The sequence below is a fragment of the Pseudomonas versuta genome (genome assembly GCF_001294575.1).
Classification (GTDB): Bacteria; Pseudomonadota; Gammaproteobacteria; order Pseudomonadales; family Pseudomonadaceae; genus Aquipseudomonas; species Aquipseudomonas versuta.
Genome location: NZ_CP012676.1, coordinates 2,844,460 through 2,863,839, shown reverse-complemented (window position 1 = coordinate 2,863,839; position 19,380 = coordinate 2,844,460). Strand labels below are relative to the sequence as shown.

Sequence of the window (19,380 nt, the reverse complement as noted above, 5' to 3'; positions counted from 1 at the left end):
CTAGCTCCTGCGTGCCCGGAACAGTCGTCGTCAGCACGCTTGCACCTGCACCGGTTTAGGCCGCTTCTTTAGGCACGGGTATTGCACCGCTTGGGTTAACGAACCGTTTTATGACGGTCAGCCAAGCGAGAACCTCCCATGCCGCACATTGCCCAACAGCCCTCTGGCCCTGATCTCGCAGGGCAAGCCATGTCGCTGGGGACTGCTCCCTCCACCCCGGCGCAGCTGGCGCAGGCGTTCTCGCAGTTCAATCAAATGTCGACCCAGTTGAGCGACTCCTACAGCCTGCTCGAAGCCCGGGTCTGCGAGCTTAAAGGCGAGCTGGCGTTTGTCAGCGCCCAGCGCATGGCGGAGCTGGCCGAGAAAGAACGGCTGGCCAACCGCCTGCAAAACCTCCTTGATCTGTTGCCTGGCGGGGTCATCGTCATTGATGATCGCGGCCGGGTGCGCGAGGCCAACCCTGCTGCCAGCGAGTTGCTTGGCTTGCCTCTGGAGGGCGAGCTATGGCGCCATGTAATCGCCCGCTGCTTCGCTCCCCGCGAAGATGACGGCCATGAGGTGTCGCTTAAAGACGGGCGGCGTCTGTCGATTGCCACCCGCTCGCTGGATGCCGAGCCCGGCCAACTGGTATTGCTCAACGACCTGACAGAAACCCGGCGCCTGCAAGATCAGCTCGCCCGTCACGAGCGCTTGTCTTCATTGGGACGCATGGTCGCTTCTCTTGCTCATCAGATCCGAACGCCACTGTCGGCAGCACTGATCTACGCCAGTCATCTGACTGAGCAAGTGCTTCCCGTCGACACCCAGCAGCGTTTTGCCGGGCGCCTCAAGGAGCGGCTGCATGAGCTGGAACACCAGGTGCGCGACATGCTGGTGTTTGCTCGTGGCGAACTGCCACTGACGGATCGCGTCAGCCCCAATGCCCTGATGCAGGCCCTGCAGGCCGCCGCACAGACCCATGTTCAGGGCGTGTCGATGCGCTGGCAGTGCGACGCGTATGGCGGCCAGGTGCTGTGCAATCGCGACACCCTGGTCGGTGCGTTGCTCAATTTGATCGAAAACGCCCTGCAGGCCGGCACGCCACGGGTGCGGCTCAAGGTTCATCTGTATGCCCGTGGCAACACCCTGCGCCTGTGTGTCAGTGACAGCGGCAGTGGCATTGAGCCCAAGGTGCTTGAGCGCCTGGGCGAGCCGTTTTTCACCACCAAGGCCACCGGCACGGGCCTTGGGCTGGCGGTGGTCAATGCCGTGGTGCGTGCACACCAGGGGCAGATGCTCTTACATTCGCGGCCGGGGCGCGGCACTTGTGCCGTGCTTAGCTTGCCGCTGATTCCAGGCGAGGCGCAGGAAAACTGATGGCGATGCGAATCAAGGTTCTACTGGTCGAAGATGATCATGCCCTGCGCGAAGCGCTGGCTGACACCCTGCTGCTGGCCGGCCACGGTTTTCGTGCGGTGGCTTCGGCCGAAGAGGCGCTGCAAGCGGTTGCTGGCGAGTCATTCAGCCTGGTGGTCAGTGACGTCAATATGCCCGGCATGGACGGTCATCAATTGCTTGGCCGGTTGCGTGCAAGCCAGCCGCAATTGCCGGTGTTGCTGATGACGGCCCATGGCGCCGTAGAGCGCGCCGTGGAGGCCATGCGCCAGGGCGCGGTGGACTATCTGGTGAAACCGTTTGAACCCAAGGCGCTGCTGGATCTGGTAGCCCGGCATGCACTGGGGTGTCTGGGGGTGGCTGACAGCGAAGGGCCGGTGGCGGTTGAGCCGGCTAGCACACAGTTGCTGGAACTGGCTGCACGCGTGGCCCGCAGCGATTCGACAGTACTGATCTCGGGCGAATCCGGCACCGGTAAAGAAGTGCTCGCGCGATACATTCACCAGCACTCGCACCGCAGCAGTCAGCCGTTCGTGGCGATCAACTGCGCGGCGATCCCCGACAACATGCTCGAAGCCACCTTGTTCGGCCATGAGAAGGGCTCGTTCACGGGTGCGATTGCGGCGCAGGCGGGCAAGTTTGAGCAGGCGGACGGCGGTACTTTGTTGCTCGACGAAATCAGCGAGATGCCCCTGGGCTTGCAGGCCAAATTGCTGCGGGTTTTGCAAGAGCGGGAAGTGGAGCGGGTCGGCGGGCGCAAGCCGATTGTGCTGGATATCCGGGTGGTCGCTACCACCAACCGTGACCTGGCGGGCGAAGTGGCGGCGGGGCGCTTTCGCGAAGACTTGTTCTACCGGCTCTCGGTGTTTCCGCTGGCCTGGCAGCCTTTGCGCGAGCGCACCGCCGATATTCTGCCGCTGGCCGAGCGCTTGCTGGCCAAGTACATCAACAAAATGAAGCACACCGCGGTGCGCTTTTCGCCGCAGGCCATGGCATGTCTGACGGCCTACGCCTGGCCGGGCAATGTGCGGGAGCTGGATAACGCGATTCAGCGGGCGCTGATTCTGCAGCAGGGCGGACTGATCGAGGCGCCGGACTTCTGTCTGGCCGGCCCGGTGGCGTGCGCGCCATTGCCGGTATCGGTCGAATCGTTGCCGCTTGATGCCCTTACCGGAGCACTGGGCGATGACCTGCGCCGTCGTGAATTCGAAATGATCATCGACACCCTGCGCAACGAGCGCGGTCGCCGCAAGGAGGCTGCCGAACGCCTGGGCATCAGCCCGCGCACGCTGCGCTACAAGCTGGCGCAGATGCGCGACGCCGGCATGGATGTCGAGGCCTGCCTGTTTGCGGCCACGTAACCGGTGCGGTTGCTGTAGTCACTGACGAGGCACGAGGCTGCGATCGGATGCGCAGCGGCCGCGAAGCCATCACAACGCCATCGCAGCCTCGTGCCTCGTCAGCGACTACGGGAATTTCTGTCTGCGACGATTGGTAGCGTTAATTGTCAGGAAACGACAAAGAGCTGGCACTCTTGTTGCTACACCTCTGCATGAGTTGGAAAAGTGTCAAAAAATTGCGGGTCGTCGGAGGCATTCGTCCATGAGCCAAGGTATTGAATTTAATCGATTGATGTTGGACATGCGGGCCATGCAAATGGACGCCATGGCCCAACCGAAATCGGCTGTGCAAGCCGTTCCTGAAGCGGGTGCCGGCAGCTTCTCCGACATGCTCGGCAATGCGATCAATAAGGTCAGTGATACGCAACAGGCGTCGAGCCAATTGTCCAACGCGTTCGAAATTGGCAAGACCGGAGTTGACCTGACTGACGTGATGATTGCATCGCAAAAAGCCACTGTCTCTTTCCAGGCGTTGACCCAGGTGCGTAACAAGTTGGTTCAGGCGTACCAGGACATCATGCAGATGCCGGTTTAGGGACGATATTAAGTCATGGCTGATGCACTCCCGGATAACGTTCCGGCCAATCCAGGCCCGTCTGGCGGCAAGTCGCCGCTGTTCGGCCTGTCTTTTCTGGACAACCTGGCCGAGATGACCATGCTGCGTCAGGTCGGCCTTATGGTTGGCCTGGCCGCGAGTGTGGCGATTGGTTTTGCCGTGGTTCTGTGGTCGCAGCAACCCGATTACCGGCCGCTGTACGGCAGCCTGGCCGGGATGGATGCCAAGCAGGTCATGGAAACCCTGGCCTCCGCCGACATTGCCTACACCGTTGAACCGAATTCTGGCGCCTTGCTGGTCAAGGCCGATGACGTCTCACGCGCGCGGCTCAAACTGGCTGCCGCAGGTGTTACCCCCACCGACAGCAATATCGGCTTTGAGATCCTCGATAAAGACCAGGGCCTGGGCACTAGCCAGTTCATGGAAGCCACGCGTTATCGCCGTGGTCTGGAAGGCGAACTGGCGCGCACCATTTCCAGCCTCAACAACGTCAAGGGCGCCCGCGTGCACCTGGCGATCCCCAAGAGTTCGGTGTTCGTGCGCGATGAGCGCAAGCCCAGCGCCTCGGTACTGGTCGAGCTGTACGGCGGTCGTTCGCTGGAGCCGGGCCAGGTGCAGGCCATTATCAATCTGGTGGCCACCAGCGTTCCGGAACTGAACAAGTCGCAGATCACGGTGGTCGACCAAAAAGGCAATTTGCTGTCGGATCAGGCGCAAAATTCCGAGCTGACCATGGCCGGCAAGCAGTTTGACTACAGCCGCCGCATGGAAAGCATGCTCACTCAACGGGTGCATAACATCCTGCAGCCAGTGCTGGGCAATGATCGCTACAAGGCTGAAGTGTCTGCCGATGTTGATTTCAGCGCAGTCGAGTCCACGTCCGAACAGTTCAACCCGGATCAACCGGCCCTGCGCAGCGAGCAATCGACCAGCGAGCAGCGCACCGCCAGCACTGGCCCGCAAGGCGTTCCCGGGGCATTGAGCAATCAGCCGCCGAGCCCGGCCTCGGCGCCACAGAAAACCGCTCAGGGCGGCGCTGGCGGTGCGGGCATGATTGCGCCCGGTAACCCGCTGCTGGATGCCAACGGTCAGCAAATCATGGACCCGGCTACCGGCCAGCCGATGCTGGCCCCGTACCCGGCAGACAAGCGCTCGCAATCGACCCGCAACTTTGAACTGGACCGCTCCATCAGCCACACCAAGCAGCAGCAGGGCAAGGTCAATCGCCTGTCCGTGGCGGTGGTGATCGACGACAAGGTCAGCGTTAACCCGGCCAACGGCGAAACCACCCAGGTGCCGTGGACCAGCGATCAACTGGCGCGCTTTACCCGTCTGGTGCAGGACGCAGTCGGTTTTGATGCCAGCCGTGGCGACAGCGTCAGTGTGATCAACGTGCCGTTCTCCACCGAGCGCGCTGAAGTGGTGGCCGATATTCCGTTCTACTCCCAGCCCTGGTTCTGGGATGTGCTCAAGCAAGTGCTGGGCGTGCTGTTCATTCTGCTGCTGGTATTCGGGGTGCTGCGTCCGGTGCTTAACAACATCACCGGCCATGGTCGCAATAAGCAGGTAGCGGGTATTGGCAGCGATGCCGAAATGGGCGGCCTGGATGGCGAACTGGCCAACGACCGGGTCAGCCTCGGGGGCCCGCAGAGCATCATGTTGCCGAGCCCGAGCGAAGGCTATGACGCGCAGTTGAACGCAATCAAGAGTCTGGTGGCAGAAGACCCGGGCCGTGTGGCTCAGGTGGTGAAAGAGTGGATCAACGCTGATGAGTGATAATCGAGCTGCTGCCAACCCCAAGCTGACCCGGGTCGACAAGGCCGCGATTCTGCTGCTGTCCCTTGGCGAATCTGACGCGGCCCAGGTACTGCGTCACATGGGGCCCAAAGAAGTCCAGCGGGTGGGTGTGGCGATGGCGCAAATGCGCAACGTGCACCGCGAGCAGGTCGAACAGGTCATGAGTGAGTTCGTTGAAATCGTCGGCGACCAGACCAGCCTGGGGGTCGGCTCGGACAGCTACATCCGCAAAATGCTCACCTCGGCCCTGGGCGAAGACAAGGCTAACGGCCTGATAGACCGCATCCTGCTGGGCGGCAACACCAGCGGCCTTGACAGCCTGAAGTGGATGGAACCCCGCGCCGTGGCGGATGTGATCCGCTTCGAACACCCGCAGATTCAAGCCATCGTGGTCGCCTATCTCGACCCCGATCAGGCGGGTGAGGTGCTTGGCCACTTTGATCAAAAGGCGCGGCTGGACATCATCCTGCGCGTTTCCTCGCTCAACACCGTGCAGCCGGCCGCACTTAAAGAACTGAACCAGATCCTCGAAAAGCAGTTCTCCGGCAACTCCAATGCTGCGCGCACCTCTCTGGGCGGCATCAAGCGGGCGGCCGACATCATGAACTTTCTCGACAGCTCGATGGAATCTCAACTGATGGACTCCATTCGCGACATCGACGAAGACCTCTCCGGGCAGATCGAAGACCTTATGTTTGTCTTCAACAACCTGGCGGATGTCGATGACCGGGGCATTCAGGCGCTGCTGCGCGAAGTGTCATCGGACGTGCTGGTGCTGGCGCTCAAGGGCTCCGACGAGAACGTGCAGGAAAAAATCTTCAAGAACATGTCCAAGCGAGCTGCCGAATTGCTGCGCGACGACCTGGAAGCCAAAGGCCCGGTGCGGGTCAGCGATGTCGAAACCGCACAGAAAGAAATCCTCACCATTGCCCGCCGTATGGCCGAAGCCGGAGAAATCGTTCTCGGCGGGAAGGGCGGCGAAGAGATGATCTAAGTGAGTAATGGTGAGTCCCCCGGAGATGTGATTCGCGCCAAGGATGTGGGTGCCTTCGACGTATGGGGCCTGCCCAGCTTTGACCCGTGGCGCGAGCCGCTTGAAGTTGAACCCGAGGTGGTCGAGGAACCGCCGGTCGAGATGCAGGAGGTGCCCCTCGACGAAGTCCAGCCGCTGACCCTTGAAGAGCTCGAAAGCATCCGTCAGGAGGCCTATAACGAAGGCTTTGCCACGGGTGAAAAGGAAGGCTTTCACAGCACTCAGCTCAAGGTTCGCCAGGAAGCCGAGGTTGCCCTGAACGCCAGGGTGGCCAGTCTTGAGCGTTTGATGAGCAGTTTGCTGGCGCCGCTTGCCGAGCAGGACCAGCAGCTGGAAAAAGCCATGGTCGGCCTGGTTGAGCACATGACTCGCCAAGTGATCCAGCGCGAACTGAAAACCGATTCCAGGCAGATCGAACAGGTATTGCGCGAGGGCCTGAAGCTTCTGCCGATGGGCGCTGAAAACATCCGCCTGTTTATCAATCCGCAGGATTTTGACCAGGTCAAAGCCCTGCGCGAGCGCCATGACGAGCACTGGAAAATCCTCGAAGACGAGAGCCTGCAACCGGGTGGCTGCCGCATCGAAACCGAACATAGCCGCATTGATGCCAGCATTGAAACCCGGATAAAACTGGCCATGGACCAGTTGTTCGATCAGTTGCACGAGCAGGCATTGCATCCGGCTGCGGCAGATATCGATATTGATCTGGACTTGCCAGATGCGCCTTAGACGTACCAGCTTCGGCAAACGTCTGAGTGCCTATGCCCCGGCGGTATCGTTGCCCGCGCAGCCCGTAGTCGAAGGCCGCCTGCTGCGCATGGTCGGCCTGACTCTGGAAGCCGAAGGCCTGCGCGCCGCCATGGGCAGCCGCTGTCTGGTGATCAACGATGACAGTTTTCACCCGGTGCAAGTCGAAGCCGAGGTCATGGGCTTTTCGGGCAGCAAGATTTTTTTGATGCCGGTGGGCAGTGTTGCCGGAATCGCCCCGGGCGCCCGCGTGGTGCCGCTGGCCGATAACGGACGCTTGCCGATGGGCATGAGCATGCTCGGTCGCGTCCTCGACGGTGCCGGGCGGGCGCTGGACGGCAAGGGCGGGATGAAAGCCGAAGACTGGGTGCCGATGGACGGCCCGACCATCAACCCGCTCAAGCGTGATCCCATCAGCGTGCCGCTGGACGTCGGCATTCGCAGTATCAACGGTTTATTGACGGTGGGCCGTGGCCAGCGTCTGGGCCTGTTCGCCGGTACCGGGGTGGGCAAGAGTGTGCTGCTGGGCATGATGACCCGCTTTACCGAGGCCGACATCATCGTGGTCGGGCTGATCGGCGAGCGGGGCCGCGAAGTGAAGGAATTCATCGAGCACATCCTCGGCGAAGAGGGCCTCAAGCGTTCGGTGGTGGTTGCCTCCCCGGCTGACGATGCGCCGCTGATGCGTCTGCGCGCAGCCATGTACTGCACGCGAATCGCTGAATACTTTCGCGACAAGGGCAAGAACGTGCTGCTGTTGATGGACTCGTTGACGCGATTCGCCCAGGCCCAGCGCGAGATTGCCCTGGCCATTGGCGAGCCGCCGGCAACCAAGGGCTATCCGCCCTCGGTGTTTGCCAAATTGCCCAAGCTGGTGGAGCGTGCGGGTAACGCCGAAGCCGGTGGTGGCTCGATCACTGCGTTTTACACCGTGTTGTCCGAAGGCGATGACCAGCAGGACCCGATTGCCGACTCGGCGCGGGGGGTGCTCGACGGGCACATCGTGTTGTCCCGGCGTCTGGCCGAAGAAGGCCATTACCCTGCAATTGATATTGAAGCGTCCATCAGCCGGGTGATGCCGTCGGTGGTGACCGAAGAACACATGCGTCGCGCGCAGCAGTTCAAGCAGCTGTGGTCGCGCTTCCAGCAGGCCCGGGACTTGATCAGCGTGGGGGCTTACGTGCCGGGCGGCGATCGGGAAACCGATACTGCGATTGCCTTGCAGCCGGCGATGGTGGCGTACCTGCGCCAGGGCCTGAACGACAACATCAGCCTGGGTGAAAGTGCTGGCCATCTGGGGACGATCTTCGCTCCGGCCGCGGGCGGTTAATCGACCATGGCCAGTGATGGAAGGGCGGCGCGTCTGGCGCCGGTGGTGGACATGGCCGAAAAGACCGAAAAGGCTGCCGCTCAGCGCCTTGGCCATTTTCAGGGGCAGGTCAATCTGGCCAACAGCAAGCTCGGCGACCTGGAAAACTTCCGTGGGGAGTATCAGGCGCAATGGGTCGAGCGCGGCAGCCAGGGCGTGACCGGGCAATGGTTGCGCAACTATCAGTACTTTCTCAACCAGCTTGAAACTGCGGTCGGCCAGCAGCGCCAGAGCCTGGTGTGGCATCAGAACAATCTCGACAAGGCCCGCGAAACCTGGCAGCAGGCGTATGCCCGGGTGGAAGGGCTGCGCAAGCTGGTCCAGCGTTACGCCGAAGAAGCCCGTCAGCTGGAAGACAAGCGCGAGCAAAAACTGATGGACGAACTGTCCCAGCGTTTACCGCGTAACAGCCCTTACTGACCCCCCTCCTGTAGGAGTGAGCCTGCTCGCAAGCAAGCTCGCGCCTACAGAGTTTGTTCGGCACGACTATAGTTTTCGGATCAACCCGACACGGGAGCATCCCCATGGCAGTGACGTCTGAACTCTCCGCAGATAGCCGTAAGCTGACGATCGCGATCAAAGGCCGGTTCGACTTTGCCAAGCATCAAGAATTTCGTGACGCCTACGAAAAACTCGGCCCTGATACTGAATGCGTGGTGGACCTCAAGGAGGCCACCTATGTCGACAGCTCGGCGCTGGGCATGCTGCTGTTGCTGCGTGACCATGCCGGCGGCGATAACTCCGAGATCCGGGTCATCAACAGCAACCCGGATGTGCTTAAAATTTTCAACATCTCTAACTTCGACAAGCTGTTCGATATCACGTGAACACTCCCCTGACGGTGTTGATTGCCGAAGACAGCACCGCTGACCGCCTGCTGTTGTCGAGCATTGTGCAGCGTCAGGGGCATAACGTGCTGCTCGCCGCCAATGGCGCTGAAGCCGTAGCGCTGTTTGCCCTCCAGCGTCCACAACTGGTGCTGATGGATGGTTTGATGCCCGTGATGGACGGTTTCGAAGCCGCCCGGCAGATCAAGGCGTTGGCCGGCGAGGTGCTGGTGCCGATCATTTTTCTCACTTCCCTGAATCAGGCCGATGCCCTGGCCCGCAGTCTGGAGGCGGGCGGCGACGATGTGCTGAGCAAGCCTTACAACCCCTTGCTGCTGGCGGCGAAAATCACCGTGATGGACCGGATGCGGCGCCTGCAAGAGACCGTCCTGCAGCAGCGCGACCTGATTGCCAGGCACAACGATTACTTGCTCAACGAGCAGCGGGTGGCCAAGGCGGTGTTTGACCGGGTGGCGCATGCGGGCTGTCTGAGCGCGCCGAATATCCGTTATCTGCAATCGCCCTATGCCCTGTTCAATGGTGATTTGTTGCTGGCGGCCTACACCCCGACCGGCGATACCCACTTGCTGCTGGCCGACTTTACCGGGCACGGCCTGCCGGCTGCGATCGGGGCGATGCCGTTGGCGGAAGTGTTTTACAGCATGACGGCCAAGGGGTACGGGCTGGGCGAAATGCTCCGCGAAATGAATGCCAAGCTCAAACGCATCCTGCCTGTCGACATGTTCTGCTGCGCCACTGTGCTGTGTGTCAGTGCGCAGCGGCGCAGTGTCGAAGTCTGGAACGGCGGGATGCCGGATGGCTATCTGCAAACACAGGCCACGGGGCGGCGCACGGCATTGTCCTCACAGCACCTGCCTTTGGGGGTGCTGCGTGCTGGTGTATTTGATCATGGCACCCAGGTCTGGCCGATGCTGCCCGGCGATCAGCTGTTTTTACTGAGCGACGGGGTGGTAGATACCAGTGGCCCGGATGAGCAACTGTTCGGGGTGGAGCGCTTGCTGCAGGTGCTGGATGCCAATCACCAGCCGCAACAGCTGATTGCCGAGGTCGAGCGGGCGCTGTACGACTTTCAGGGCTGCGCCCGGGATGATGTGAGCATGGTGCAGATCACCTCGCAGCTGGCGCAGCGTCCGCAAGTGCCTGCCATGCTCTATTCCGACAGTGGCCAGTGCAGCCCGCTGGACTGGTCGGCCAGCTTTGAGTTTCGCGCGTCCACACTCCGGCAATTCAATCCGCTGCCCTACCTGTTGCAATTACTGATGGAGGTTCACGGCCTGCGCCCCCAGGGTGCCGTCATTCATGCGGTGCTGTCCGAGCTGTACAGCAACGCACTGGAGCACGGGGTTCTGGGCCTCGATTCACGGCTCAAACGTGATATTCACGGCTATACCCACTATTACCGGCTCCGTAATGAGCGTCTGGACGCGCTCCAGAGCGGCTTTGTGCGGGTGCAACTGCAAATCGAACCGGTTCATCAGGGCGGACGGCTAATGTTGCAGGTTGATGACAGTGGCGAAGGCTTTGATGTTGCAAAGGTGCTGTCTAGACCGCTTGATCTAGACCGTTTGTCGGGGCGTGGTGTGAGTCTGGTACGACAACTGTGCCCAGCAGCACGTTGGTCAGGCGATGGTCGCAGTGCGACCGTAGAGTTTTCATGGGAGGCTCTGGCATAATCCGAGCATTCTTGATCAAGGAGTGAGCAAGTGTCCGATATACATATGGATCCAAAAGTAGTCAGTGCGCTGCGCGATGTAATGGAAGGCGGGTTTGCGGACCTGCTCGATACCTTTCTCTCGGACTCCGAGGAGCGTCTCGGCCAGCTGCACAGTACTCACGAAGCCTGCGACCTGACCCTGGTCGCCCACAGCTTCAAAGGCAGCAGCAGTAACATGGGCGCCATTCGTTTGGCGCATCTTTGCGGTCTGCTCGAAGAGCGGGCGCAAAAGAAGCAGCTGGCCGGTATCGAGGAGCTGGTGATCAAAATCGACGATGAATACCAGATGGTGCGTCGACTCTATCGTGCCGAGCGCCAGCGTTTCGGCTCGTCCAATTTTGCCTCTGGCTGATTCTGCCAAAGCTGGCCCGAACCTTGCTCTGACTGATCCACCTGTACCTACGCCAGCCGTACAGTGGAGACCTGTCAATGCCACTCGCCGCCAATCCCTTTCTTCAGACCCCTGGCGCTGCTGCGTCCAAAACCCCTGCGGCCAAAATCCCCCAGACCGCTGCAGAACCCGCTAAATCCGGGGCTGTACACTTTTCCCGGGTGTATGCCAAAGTGACTGAAACCAGGCCCGCCAGCGGTATGCGCGAGCAGTCACCAGGGGCGGTTGCCAAGCATGATCAGGGCAGCGATAAGGTCCCGCAAAAGCCGTCAGCCGTTGCCGATAGCGGCAAACCCTTGCCTGGTGGCAAACCCGGTAGTGCCGACAGTGCCGATCAGGACGAGGGTGCTGGCGAGGTGAGCAAAGAGGCACCTGTGGCTGCAGTGCCAGCGCCTGCGGCTGAAGCTTCGGTGCCGGTAGAACCGGCACAGCCGGTACCGCTCGACATTCAGTCTGCGCAACTGGCTGCCGCCGCACAGGCACAGCTTCAGCCTCCACCGGTGGCTGATGACGGTTTCGATCCAGAAGCCGACCCCCTCGACGACATGCCTGCTGTACGCCTGGCAATGGAGCAGGGCGGGCATGTCTCGGCCGGCAGTCATGCGCCGGGCAAAAACGCCTCTCTGGAAAGTTCGCCTTCTACAGTTGCGGGGCAAGCCGGTGCTGTTGCCATGCTGCTCGATCCGAAAACCGACGGCTCAGCTTTCGGCGAGGGCGGTGAGGAAGCGTTCAAGGGGCTGGTCGATGATGGCCTCAAAGATCTGAAAAGCGCATCCAGCGATACCCGTGTGGATGACTTCGCCAGTCGCCTGGCCGCACTCACCCAGGCGGCGGTGCCAAAAACCGCCAATGCACTGCCGGTCAACCAGCCGTTGGCCATGCACCAGAGTGGCTGGACTGAAGAAGTGGTCAATCGGGTGATGTACCTGTCCAGCGCCAACCTGAAATCGGCGGATATCCAGCTGGAGCCTGCTGAATTGGGGCGCCTGGATATCCGGGTGAACCTATCGCCCGACCAGGCGGCGCAGGTCAACTTTGTCAGTGCTCACGCCGGAGTGCGCGAGGCACTGGACAGCCAGATGCACCGCTTGCGTGAAATGTTCGCCCAGCAGGGCATGGGGCAGGTCGACGTTAACGTGTCTGATCAGTCACGCAACTGGCAGGGCCAGGGCCAGGAACAACAGGCCCAAAGCCGTTCCGGTGGTCAACGGCTTGATGGCGCCGGTGAGGATGAGCGGGTAATGGCTGCCACAGAGGCCGTAGCGCCGAGTGTGGTTATCGGCTCCAGCGCCGTAGATTACTACGCGTAAAACCCCGCCACTGTCTTGCCTTTGCCTGTGTAGGAGCGAGCGGGCTCTGGATTTAGAGCATTAAAACGGACGCAGGGGGCGGTCAGGTCTGTCCTGCCGCCCCCTGCCTTTGGCAACCGGCTTACGCTATCCCATGGGCCGCTCATGCGCGCAAAGCGAGGGCCCGTCTTTCGGGGTCCTCGCGCCTGATGGGCGAACACTGAGCAATAGTCGCAATTACAGGTGGAAATGGCCCGCAGCCTCCGGCTGGTAAAGCACTTTCCTTATCTCAATCCGGCGGGTCCGATCAGCAATTCGCCAGTCGATGGCATCCCCCTCCTGATAGCCCAGAATGGCGGCGCCGATGTCGGAATACACCGAGTGTTTCCCCGCGTTGCTGTCTGCATCTTCCGGGTAGACCAAGGCCACTTCGATCTCTTCGTCGTCCAGTTGCAGCAAGGCCCTGGAGTTCATCGTGACGACATTGCTCGCCACTTGCTGCGGCTTGACGACAATGGCTCGCTCAAGTTCATGTTCGAGTTCAACAATGGCCGGTGATTGCTCGAGCGCGATCAGACTCTCGAGCCTGGCCTTGTCGATTTCAGTGATGTAAATCCTGGTGGAGTCGCCAACGGCACCTTCGCGCAAGAACTGGCGATAGCGCCCCGCGGTCATGGAAAACGACTTCAATGTCGGCGTTTCGCTCTCAAGCACAAAGCCGCTGCGCACAAAGGCTTTCAGCGAGCGCGCGTTGTCGGGGTGGATCTTGGCGATGAGCTTCTCGGCCCGCATGTCGAGGAAGGCCAGTTTCATGCCTTCGCGGATTGTGCGGGCGCCAAGGTTTCGGCCCCATTTGTCGCTGTCTCCGATGACCAGGACTATTTCGCAATTGGGGCCGGTCTTGATTAGACGGACAAAGCCCACCGGAGCGTCATGCCGGTCATAGGCCATGAAGAATCGGCCGCCCCGGTTGAATAGATGGGTCAGGATCGGCAATTGAGTCCGATCGATGGCTTGCCCGATGGAGCGGGAGACATGACGCGAATCGCTCAGATAGCAGGTAACGCGCTCATCCTCCAACCAATCCATCAGCGTCAGCGCGTGCGCCCGAGTAATTTCAGGGCACAGAGAAATGAAAGGCTTGTTCATCTTCAACACACTTATTTGTAAAAGGATGAAAGCCCTTCATGGCTATGGCCATAACGGTTCTTTCGGCAACCGGCTATTTTAAGGCATTACGCGAGTAATGCCGAGCAGCCTGGAAAGTTCGCGGCAAACCATCGTTCTGCGGCATCCCGACACTTCTGGCATAACACTTGCTCTGCCTACCCGAGCATCTGTGAAAACCGAAAAGCGACGGATTATTGGCATGGCGACGAGCGACGTAGTGAAGGACCCTGCCGAGAAAGGCAATTTAAAGCTGATTATCCTGATTGCCGTGGCGGTGCTGCTGGCGATCGGCCTGTCTGTGGGGGCCACCTGGTATTTCGTGAGCAGCCCCAAGAGTGAGGCGGCGCCTGTCGTTGACGCAAACATCAAGCTCCCGGCGATTTATGAACCCATGGCGCCGGCCTTCGTGGTCAATTACAACGCCAACGGTCGCCAGCGCTATATGCAAGTGAGCATGACCTTGCAAGCACGCGACCTGAATGACCTCAATGCACTCAAGGTGCACATGCCAGTGATCCGCAACAATCTGGTGATGCTGTTCTCCGGGCAAACCTTTGATGATCTGGCGACGCCGGTCGGCCAAGAAATACTTCGTCAGAAAGCCACTGCCGCCGTGCAGGAAGTAGCGCAAAAAGAACTCGGAAAAGTGGTTGTCGATCAGGTGCTCTTTACTAACTTTGTATTGCAGTAGGATCACGACATGGCCGTGCAAGACCTGCTGTCCCAGGATGAGATCGACGCGCTGTTGCATGGTGTCGATGATGGCCTGGTACAGGCCGAAGCAGCTGCCGAACCCGGCAGTGTCAAAAGTTACGACCTGACCAGTCAGGACCGGATTGTCCGGGGGCGCATGCCGACCCTGGAAATGATCAACGAACGTTTCGCCCGTTACACCCGTATCAGCATGTTCAACATGCTGCGCCGCTCGGCAGACGTAGCGGTGGGCGGGGTGCAGGTCATGAAGTTCGGTGAATACGTGCACTCGCTGTACGTACCCACCAGTCTGAACCTGGTCAAGATCAAGCCATTGCGCGGCACCGCGCTGTTTATCCTCGACGCCAAGCTGGTGTTCAAGCTGGTAGACAACTTCTTCGGCGGTGACGGCCGTCACGCCAAGATCGAGGGCCGTGAATTCACCCCTACCGAATTACGGGTAGTGCGCATGGTGCTGGAGCAGGCCTTCATCGATTTGAAGGAAGCCTGGCAGGCGATCATGGAAGTCAATTTCGAGTACATCAACTCGGAAGTGAACCCTGCCATGGCCAATATCGTCGGGCCCAGCGAAGCCATTGTGGTGTCAACCTTTCACATCGAACTCGACGGCGGTGGCGGCGATCTGCACGTCACCATGCCGTACTCGATGATCGAGCCGGTGCGCGAGATGCTCGACGCCGGGTTTCAGTCCGATCTCGACGATCAGGACGAGCGCTGGAGCAAGGCTTTGCGCGAAGACGTGCTGGATGTCAGCGTGCCGCTGAGCGCCACCGTTGCCCGCCGTCAATTGCGTCTGCGCGACATATTGCACATGCAGCCGGGGGATGTGATCCCTATCGAGTTACAAGACGAACTGGTGATGCGCGCCAATGGCGTCCCTGCGTTCAAGGTCAAGCTGGGCTCGCACAAAGGCAATCTGGCCTTGCAAGTGATTGAGCCCATCGGACGGCGCTAGGCGCCGATCCACCCCCAATAGCTGTGTTAATGAATGCGAGGTCACCCCGATGGCTAACGAACACGATACAAGTGCTGCAGACCAGGCCCTGGCTGATGAATGGGCCGCTGCCCTGGAAGAAACCGGTGACGTCGGGCAGGCGGATATCGACGCGCTGCTGGCGGCCGATGCGGCTACCAAGCCGGCCTCCAACCGTTTGCCAATGGAAGAGTTCGGCAGCGTGCCGCGCAGTAATGAGCCGGTCACCCTGGATGGCCCCAATCTGGATGTGATTCTGGATATTCCGGTGTCCATCTCCATGGAAGTGGGCAGCACCGACATCAACATCCGCAACCTGTTGCAGCTCAACCAGGGCTCGGTCATCGAGCTTGACCGTCTGGCTGGTGAGCCACTGGATGTGCTGGTCAACGGCACCCTGATTGCCCATGGCGAAGTGGTGGTGGTCAACGAAAAATTCGGCATCCGCCTGACTGACGTGATCAGTCCAAGCGAACGCATCAAGAAGCTGCGTTAAGTGAAGCGGGTTCTTTGCGGGTTACTGGCTTTACCCCTGAGCGTGCTGGCGGCCGAACCGCCGGCAAGCGCCACGGTAGTCGCCGCGCCCATGGTCAGCAGTGGCGTCGGCGGGCAGTTGACGCAATTGGTGCTGGGCTTGTTGTTGGTGCTGGGGCTGATTTTTGCCCTGGCCTGGCTGCTGCGTCGGGTACAGCAAACCGGGCCGCGTCAGGGGCAACTGATTGAGTTGATCAGCTCGCGGGCCCTGGGTGCGCGTGACCGGCTGGTGCTGGTGCAGGTGGGCAATGAACAGATTCTGCTCGGTCTTACACCCGGTCGTATCACCCCTTTGCACGTGCTCAAGGAGCCGGTCCAGGTGCCAAGTACCTCGCAGTCGGCAACCCCTGAATTTGCCCGGCGATTGATGGAAGTACTGGGTCAGCAAAAGGACAAGCCGTAATGCGTTTAGTCGTCGCGCTGTTGTTGGCATTGCTTGCGCCTGTGGCGTTCGGGGCCGACCCGTTGTCGATTCCGGCGATCACCTTGGGCACCGGGGCCAACGGCCAGCAAGAGTACTCGGTCAGCCTGCAGATTTTGCTGATCATGACCGCGCTGAGCTTTATCCCGGCGTTCGTCATGCTGATGACCAGCTTCACGCGGATCATCATTGTGTTTTCGATCCTGCGTCAGGCGCTGGGGCTGCAACAAACGCCGTCAAACCAGATTCTCACCGGAATGGCGCTGTTCCTGACCATGTTCATCATGGCGCCAGTGTTTGACCGGGTGAATCAGGACGCCTTGCAGCCTTATCTGGCAGAAAAACTCTCGGCCCAGGACGCCATTCTCAAGGCTGAAGTCCCGATCAAGGACTTTATGCTGGCGCAGACCCGCTCCAGCGACCTCGAACTGTTTATGCGCCTGTCCAAGCGTACCGACATCGCCACTCCGGATGCCGCGCCCTTGACCATTCTGGTACCGGCGTTCGTGACCTCTGAGTTGAAAACCGCGTTCCAGATCGGCTTCATGATTTTTATCCCGTTTTTGATCATCGACCTGGTGGTGGCCAGTGTGCTGATGGCCATGGGCATGATGATGCTGTCGCCGCTGATCATTTCGCTGCCGTTCAAAATCATGCTGTTTGTACTGGTGGATGGCTGGGCGTTGATTATCGGCACCCTGGCCAGCAGTTTCGGCGGAGTTTGACCCCATGACCGGGAGTAATGCGCAATGACCCCAGAAGTCGCGGTTGATCTGTTTCGCAGCGCGCTGTGGCTGACCACGGTGATGGTCGCGGTGCTGGTCGTTCCCAGTTTGTTGGTCGGGCTGTTGGTGGCCATGTTCCAGGCAGCCACCCAGATCAACGAGCAAACCCTGAGTTTTCTCCCGCGATTGCTGGTGATGCTGGTGACCTTGATCGTCGCCGGTCCCTGGCTGGTGCAAACCTTTATGGAATACATCCTGCAGTTGTACGGCAGCATTCCGCAGTTGATCGGCTAAATGTCGCTGCTCGCCCTGACCGACGCGCAGATCAGTACCTGGGTCGCCAGTTTTATGCTGCCGCTGTTCCGGGTAGGTGCGTTGCTGACCACCATGCCGATCATCGGTACGACCCTGGTGCCCAAGCGCATCAAGCTGTTTCTGTCATTGGCGATCACCCTGGCAATCATGCCCAGCTTGCCGCCATTACCGGCCGTCAACCCGCTGGACCTCAGTGGCCTGATGCTGATTGCCGAGCAAATCATCATCGGTGCGTTGCTGGGCTTCTCGCTGCAGCTGTTTTTTCAGGCGTTCGTGGTGGCCGGGCAAATTGTCGCGATCCAGATGGGCATGGGCTTCGCATCTATGGTCGACCCGGCCAACGGGGTCAATGTGGCGGTCATCGGGCAGTTCTTCACCATGCTCGTGACCTTGTTGTTTCTGTCCATGAACGGCCATCTGGTGGTCTTCGAGGTGCTTACTGAGAGCTTCACGACCTTGCCGGTGGGCGGTGGCTTGTTGACCAATCACTACTGGGAAATCGCCAACAAGCTGGGCTGGGTGCTGGGTGCCGCATTGTTGCTGGTGCTGCCTGCCATTACTGCGTTGCTGGTGGTCAACATCGCCTTTGGTGTGATGACCCGGGCGGCGCCGCAACTCAATATCTTCTCGATCGGTTTTCCGCTGACTCTGGTGCTGGGCATGGTGATCCTGTGGATCGGCCTGGCGGATATTCTCAATCAGTATCAACCGCTGGCCTCCGAGGCCTTGCAGTTTTTACGTGAGCTGGCACAGGCGCGATAGCCATGGCAGAAAGCGAGAGCGGTGCCGATAAAACAGAAGACCCCACGGAGAAACGAAAGAAAGACTCCAGGGAAAAGGGAGAGATCGCACGCTCCAAAGAGCTGAATACCCTGGCCATCATGCTGGCGGGCTCTATCGGGTTGCTGATTTTTGGCGGCGCGCTGGCACGGGACATGATGGATCTGATGCGCTACAACTTCAGCATCAGTCGCGAGGCGCTGCTCAACCCCGACGCCATGGGGCTGGCTTTGCTGCACTCGGGCAAGGTTGCCCTGCTGGCCGTGCAGCCGGTACTGGTTACCTTGTTGATCGCCGCCCTGGTCGGGCCCATCGCACTGGGCGGCTGGCTGTTCGCTGCCGGCAGCCTGGCGCCCAAGTTCAGCCGCATGAACCCGGCTGCCGGGATCAAGCGCATGTTCTCGGCCAAGGCACTGGTCGAGCTGCTCAAAGCGCTGGCCAAGTTCTTCATCATCCTGATCGTTGCCTTGCTGGTGCTGCAGTCCGACATTGACGATTTGCTGCGCATTGCCCATGAGCCTTTGGAGCTGGCGGTGATTCACAGCCTGCAAGTGGTTGCCTGGAGCGCCTTGTGGATGGCCTGCGGGTTGATTCTGATTGCGGCGGTGGACGTACCGGTGCAGCTGTGGGAAAGCCACAAAAAGCTGCTGATGACCAAGCAAGAAGTGCGTGACGAACACAAGGATCAGGAAGGGCGGCCGGAGGTCAAGCAACGGATTCGCCAGCTGCAACGGGAAATGAGCCAGCGGCGCATGATGAGCGCCATCCCGGATGCGGACGTCATCATCACCAACCCGACGCACTATGCCGTAGCGCTGAAATACGACCCTGAGAAAGGCGCAGCGCCGATGCTGCTGGCCAAGGGCAGCGATTTTCTGGCGCTCAAGATTCGCGAGATTGGTGCCAAACATAATATTTTGCTGCTTGAATCCCCGGCGCTGGCGCGCTCGATTTACCACTCCACGGAGCTGGAGCAGGAAATCCCGGCCGGGTTGTATCTAGCCGTGGCCCAGGTGTTGGCTTATGTGTACCAGATACGTCAATACCAGGCGGGCCGTGGCAAGCGTCCGGATCCTCTGAAGGATTTGCCGATCCCGGCGGATTTACGGCGTGATCAGTAGCGTGCTGATGGATGCCTGTCATCCATTGTCGGTAGAGGCTTGGCGTAAACCTGCTTAACTTGGAGTTGCGAGTTTTTCATTTATTCGCGTGCAGGCCATGGAGAGTGCG

General features: G+C 60.1%; 21 protein-coding genes. 20 read left to right on the top strand and 1 reads right to left on the bottom strand.

Going from position 1 to position 19,380, the window contains the following annotated elements:
• Positions 1-189 precede the first annotated feature (189 nt).
• The 12 genes from AOC04_RS12730 to AOC04_RS12675 all read left to right on the top strand — a co-directional run bounded on the left by AOC04_RS12730 (position 190) and on the right by AOC04_RS12675 (position 12,539).
• Complete coding sequence (locus AOC04_RS12730) at positions 190-1,356, top strand: sensor histidine kinase (RefSeq protein ID WP_060696948.1); 1,167 nt, start codon at positions 190-192, stop codon at positions 1,354-1,356.
• Between the two features lie 5 nt (positions 1,357-1,361).
• Positions 1,362-2,735: a sigma-54-dependent transcriptional regulator gene (locus tag AOC04_RS12725; protein ID WP_060696947.1), complete on the top strand. Its 1,374-nt coding sequence runs from the start codon at positions 1,362-1,364 to the stop codon at positions 2,733-2,735.
• A 241-nt stretch (positions 2,736-2,976) separates the two neighbouring features.
• Entirely contained in the window at positions 2,977-3,309 is a 333-nt protein-coding gene (gene fliE / locus AOC04_RS12720; RefSeq protein WP_060693878.1) for a flagellar hook-basal body complex protein FliE, read from the top strand.
• Between the two features lie 15 nt (positions 3,310-3,324).
• Positions 3,325-5,106 carry a flagellar basal-body MS-ring/collar protein FliF gene (fliF, locus tag AOC04_RS12715; protein WP_060693876.1) on the top strand — a complete coding sequence of 594 codons (1,782 nt, stop codon included), beginning with the start codon at positions 3,325-3,327 and terminating at the stop codon, positions 5,104-5,106.
• A complete protein-coding gene (gene fliG, locus AOC04_RS12710; protein WP_060693874.1) occupies positions 5,099-6,121 on the top strand; it encodes a flagellar motor switch protein FliG in 1,023 nt (340 codons plus the stop codon). Before fliF ends, fliG begins: the two co-directional genes overlap by 8 nt.
• Complete coding sequence (fliH, locus tag AOC04_RS12705; RefSeq protein ID WP_060693872.1) at positions 6,122-6,889, top strand: flagellar assembly protein FliH; 768 nt, start codon at positions 6,122-6,124, stop codon at positions 6,887-6,889.
• Complete coding sequence (gene fliI / locus AOC04_RS12700) at positions 6,879-8,237, top strand: flagellar protein export ATPase FliI (protein WP_060693870.1); 1,359 nt, start codon at positions 6,879-6,881, stop codon at positions 8,235-8,237. Before fliH ends, fliI begins: the two co-directional genes overlap by 11 nt.
• A gap of 6 nt (positions 8,238-8,243) precedes the next feature.
• Complete coding sequence (gene fliJ, locus AOC04_RS12695) at positions 8,244-8,696, top strand: flagellar export protein FliJ (RefSeq protein ID WP_060693868.1); 453 nt, start codon at positions 8,244-8,246, stop codon at positions 8,694-8,696.
• 104 nt (positions 8,697-8,800) lie between these two features.
• Complete coding sequence (locus tag AOC04_RS12690; protein WP_060693866.1) at positions 8,801-9,103, top strand: STAS domain-containing protein; 303 nt, start codon at positions 8,801-8,803, stop codon at positions 9,101-9,103.
• Complete coding sequence (locus tag AOC04_RS12685) at positions 9,100-10,797, top strand: ATP-binding SpoIIE family protein phosphatase (protein WP_060693864.1); 1,698 nt, start codon at positions 9,100-9,102, stop codon at positions 10,795-10,797. Before AOC04_RS12690 ends, AOC04_RS12685 begins: the two co-directional genes overlap by 4 nt.
• Positions 10,798-10,827: 30 nt before the next feature.
• Complete coding sequence (locus tag AOC04_RS12680) at positions 10,828-11,190, top strand: Hpt domain-containing protein (protein WP_060693862.1); 363 nt, start codon at positions 10,828-10,830, stop codon at positions 11,188-11,190.
• A 77-nt stretch (positions 11,191-11,267) separates the two neighbouring features.
• A complete protein-coding gene (locus tag AOC04_RS12675; RefSeq protein WP_060693860.1) occupies positions 11,268-12,539 on the top strand; it encodes a flagellar hook-length control protein FliK in 1,272 nt (423 codons plus the stop codon).
• 216 nt (positions 12,540-12,755) lie between these two features.
• On the opposite strand, the gene AOC04_RS12670 is transcribed toward AOC04_RS12675, so the two are convergent.
• The gene (locus tag AOC04_RS12670) at positions 12,756-13,667 is read right to left on the bottom strand and encodes a bifunctional GNAT family N-acetyltransferase/nucleoside diphosphate kinase regulator (protein ID WP_060693859.1); all 912 of its coding nucleotides are present in this window, start codon (positions 13,665-13,667) and stop codon (positions 12,756-12,758) included.
• 220 nt (positions 13,668-13,887) lie between these two features.
• Between AOC04_RS12670 and fliL the strand changes: the two genes are divergently transcribed.
• From fliL to flhB, 8 genes are read left to right on the top strand one after another with little or no spacing between them, the layout of a single operon-like run.
• Positions 13,888-14,379 (top strand): flagellar basal body-associated protein FliL, encoded by a 492-nt coding sequence (gene fliL / locus AOC04_RS12665; protein WP_060693857.1) that lies wholly within the window; start codon positions 13,888-13,890, stop codon positions 14,377-14,379.
• Between the two features lie 9 nt (positions 14,380-14,388).
• Positions 14,389-15,357 carry a flagellar motor switch protein FliM gene (gene fliM / locus AOC04_RS12660; RefSeq protein WP_060693854.1) on the top strand — a complete coding sequence of 323 codons (969 nt, stop codon included), beginning with the start codon at positions 14,389-14,391 and terminating at the stop codon, positions 15,355-15,357.
• A 49-nt stretch (positions 15,358-15,406) separates the two neighbouring features.
• A complete protein-coding gene (gene fliN / locus AOC04_RS12655) occupies positions 15,407-15,871 on the top strand; it encodes a flagellar motor switch protein FliN (RefSeq protein WP_060693852.1) in 465 nt (154 codons plus the stop codon).
• Complete coding sequence (gene fliO, locus AOC04_RS12650) at positions 15,872-16,312, top strand: flagellar biosynthetic protein FliO (RefSeq protein ID WP_060693851.1); 441 nt, start codon at positions 15,872-15,874, stop codon at positions 16,310-16,312.
• Complete coding sequence (fliP, locus tag AOC04_RS12645) at positions 16,312-17,055, top strand: flagellar type III secretion system pore protein FliP (RefSeq protein ID WP_060693848.1); 744 nt, start codon at positions 16,312-16,314, stop codon at positions 17,053-17,055. The genes fliO and fliP overlap by 1 nt, the downstream gene beginning before the upstream one ends.
• Positions 17,056-17,079: 24 nt before the next feature.
• Positions 17,080-17,349, top strand: a complete 270-nt coding sequence (fliQ, locus tag AOC04_RS12640) for a flagellar biosynthesis protein FliQ (RefSeq protein ID WP_003441876.1) — start codon at positions 17,080-17,082, stop codon at positions 17,347-17,349.
• The gene (gene fliR / locus AOC04_RS12635) at positions 17,350-18,132 is read left to right on the top strand and encodes a flagellar biosynthetic protein FliR (RefSeq protein ID WP_060693846.1); all 783 of its coding nucleotides are present in this window, start codon (positions 17,350-17,352) and stop codon (positions 18,130-18,132) included.
• Between the two features lie 2 nt (positions 18,133-18,134).
• On the top strand, positions 18,135-19,271 hold the full coding sequence (gene flhB, locus AOC04_RS12630) for a flagellar biosynthesis protein FlhB (RefSeq protein WP_060693845.1): 1,137 nt from the start codon (positions 18,135-18,137) through the stop codon (positions 19,269-19,271).
• Positions 19,272-19,380 lie beyond the last annotated feature (109 nt).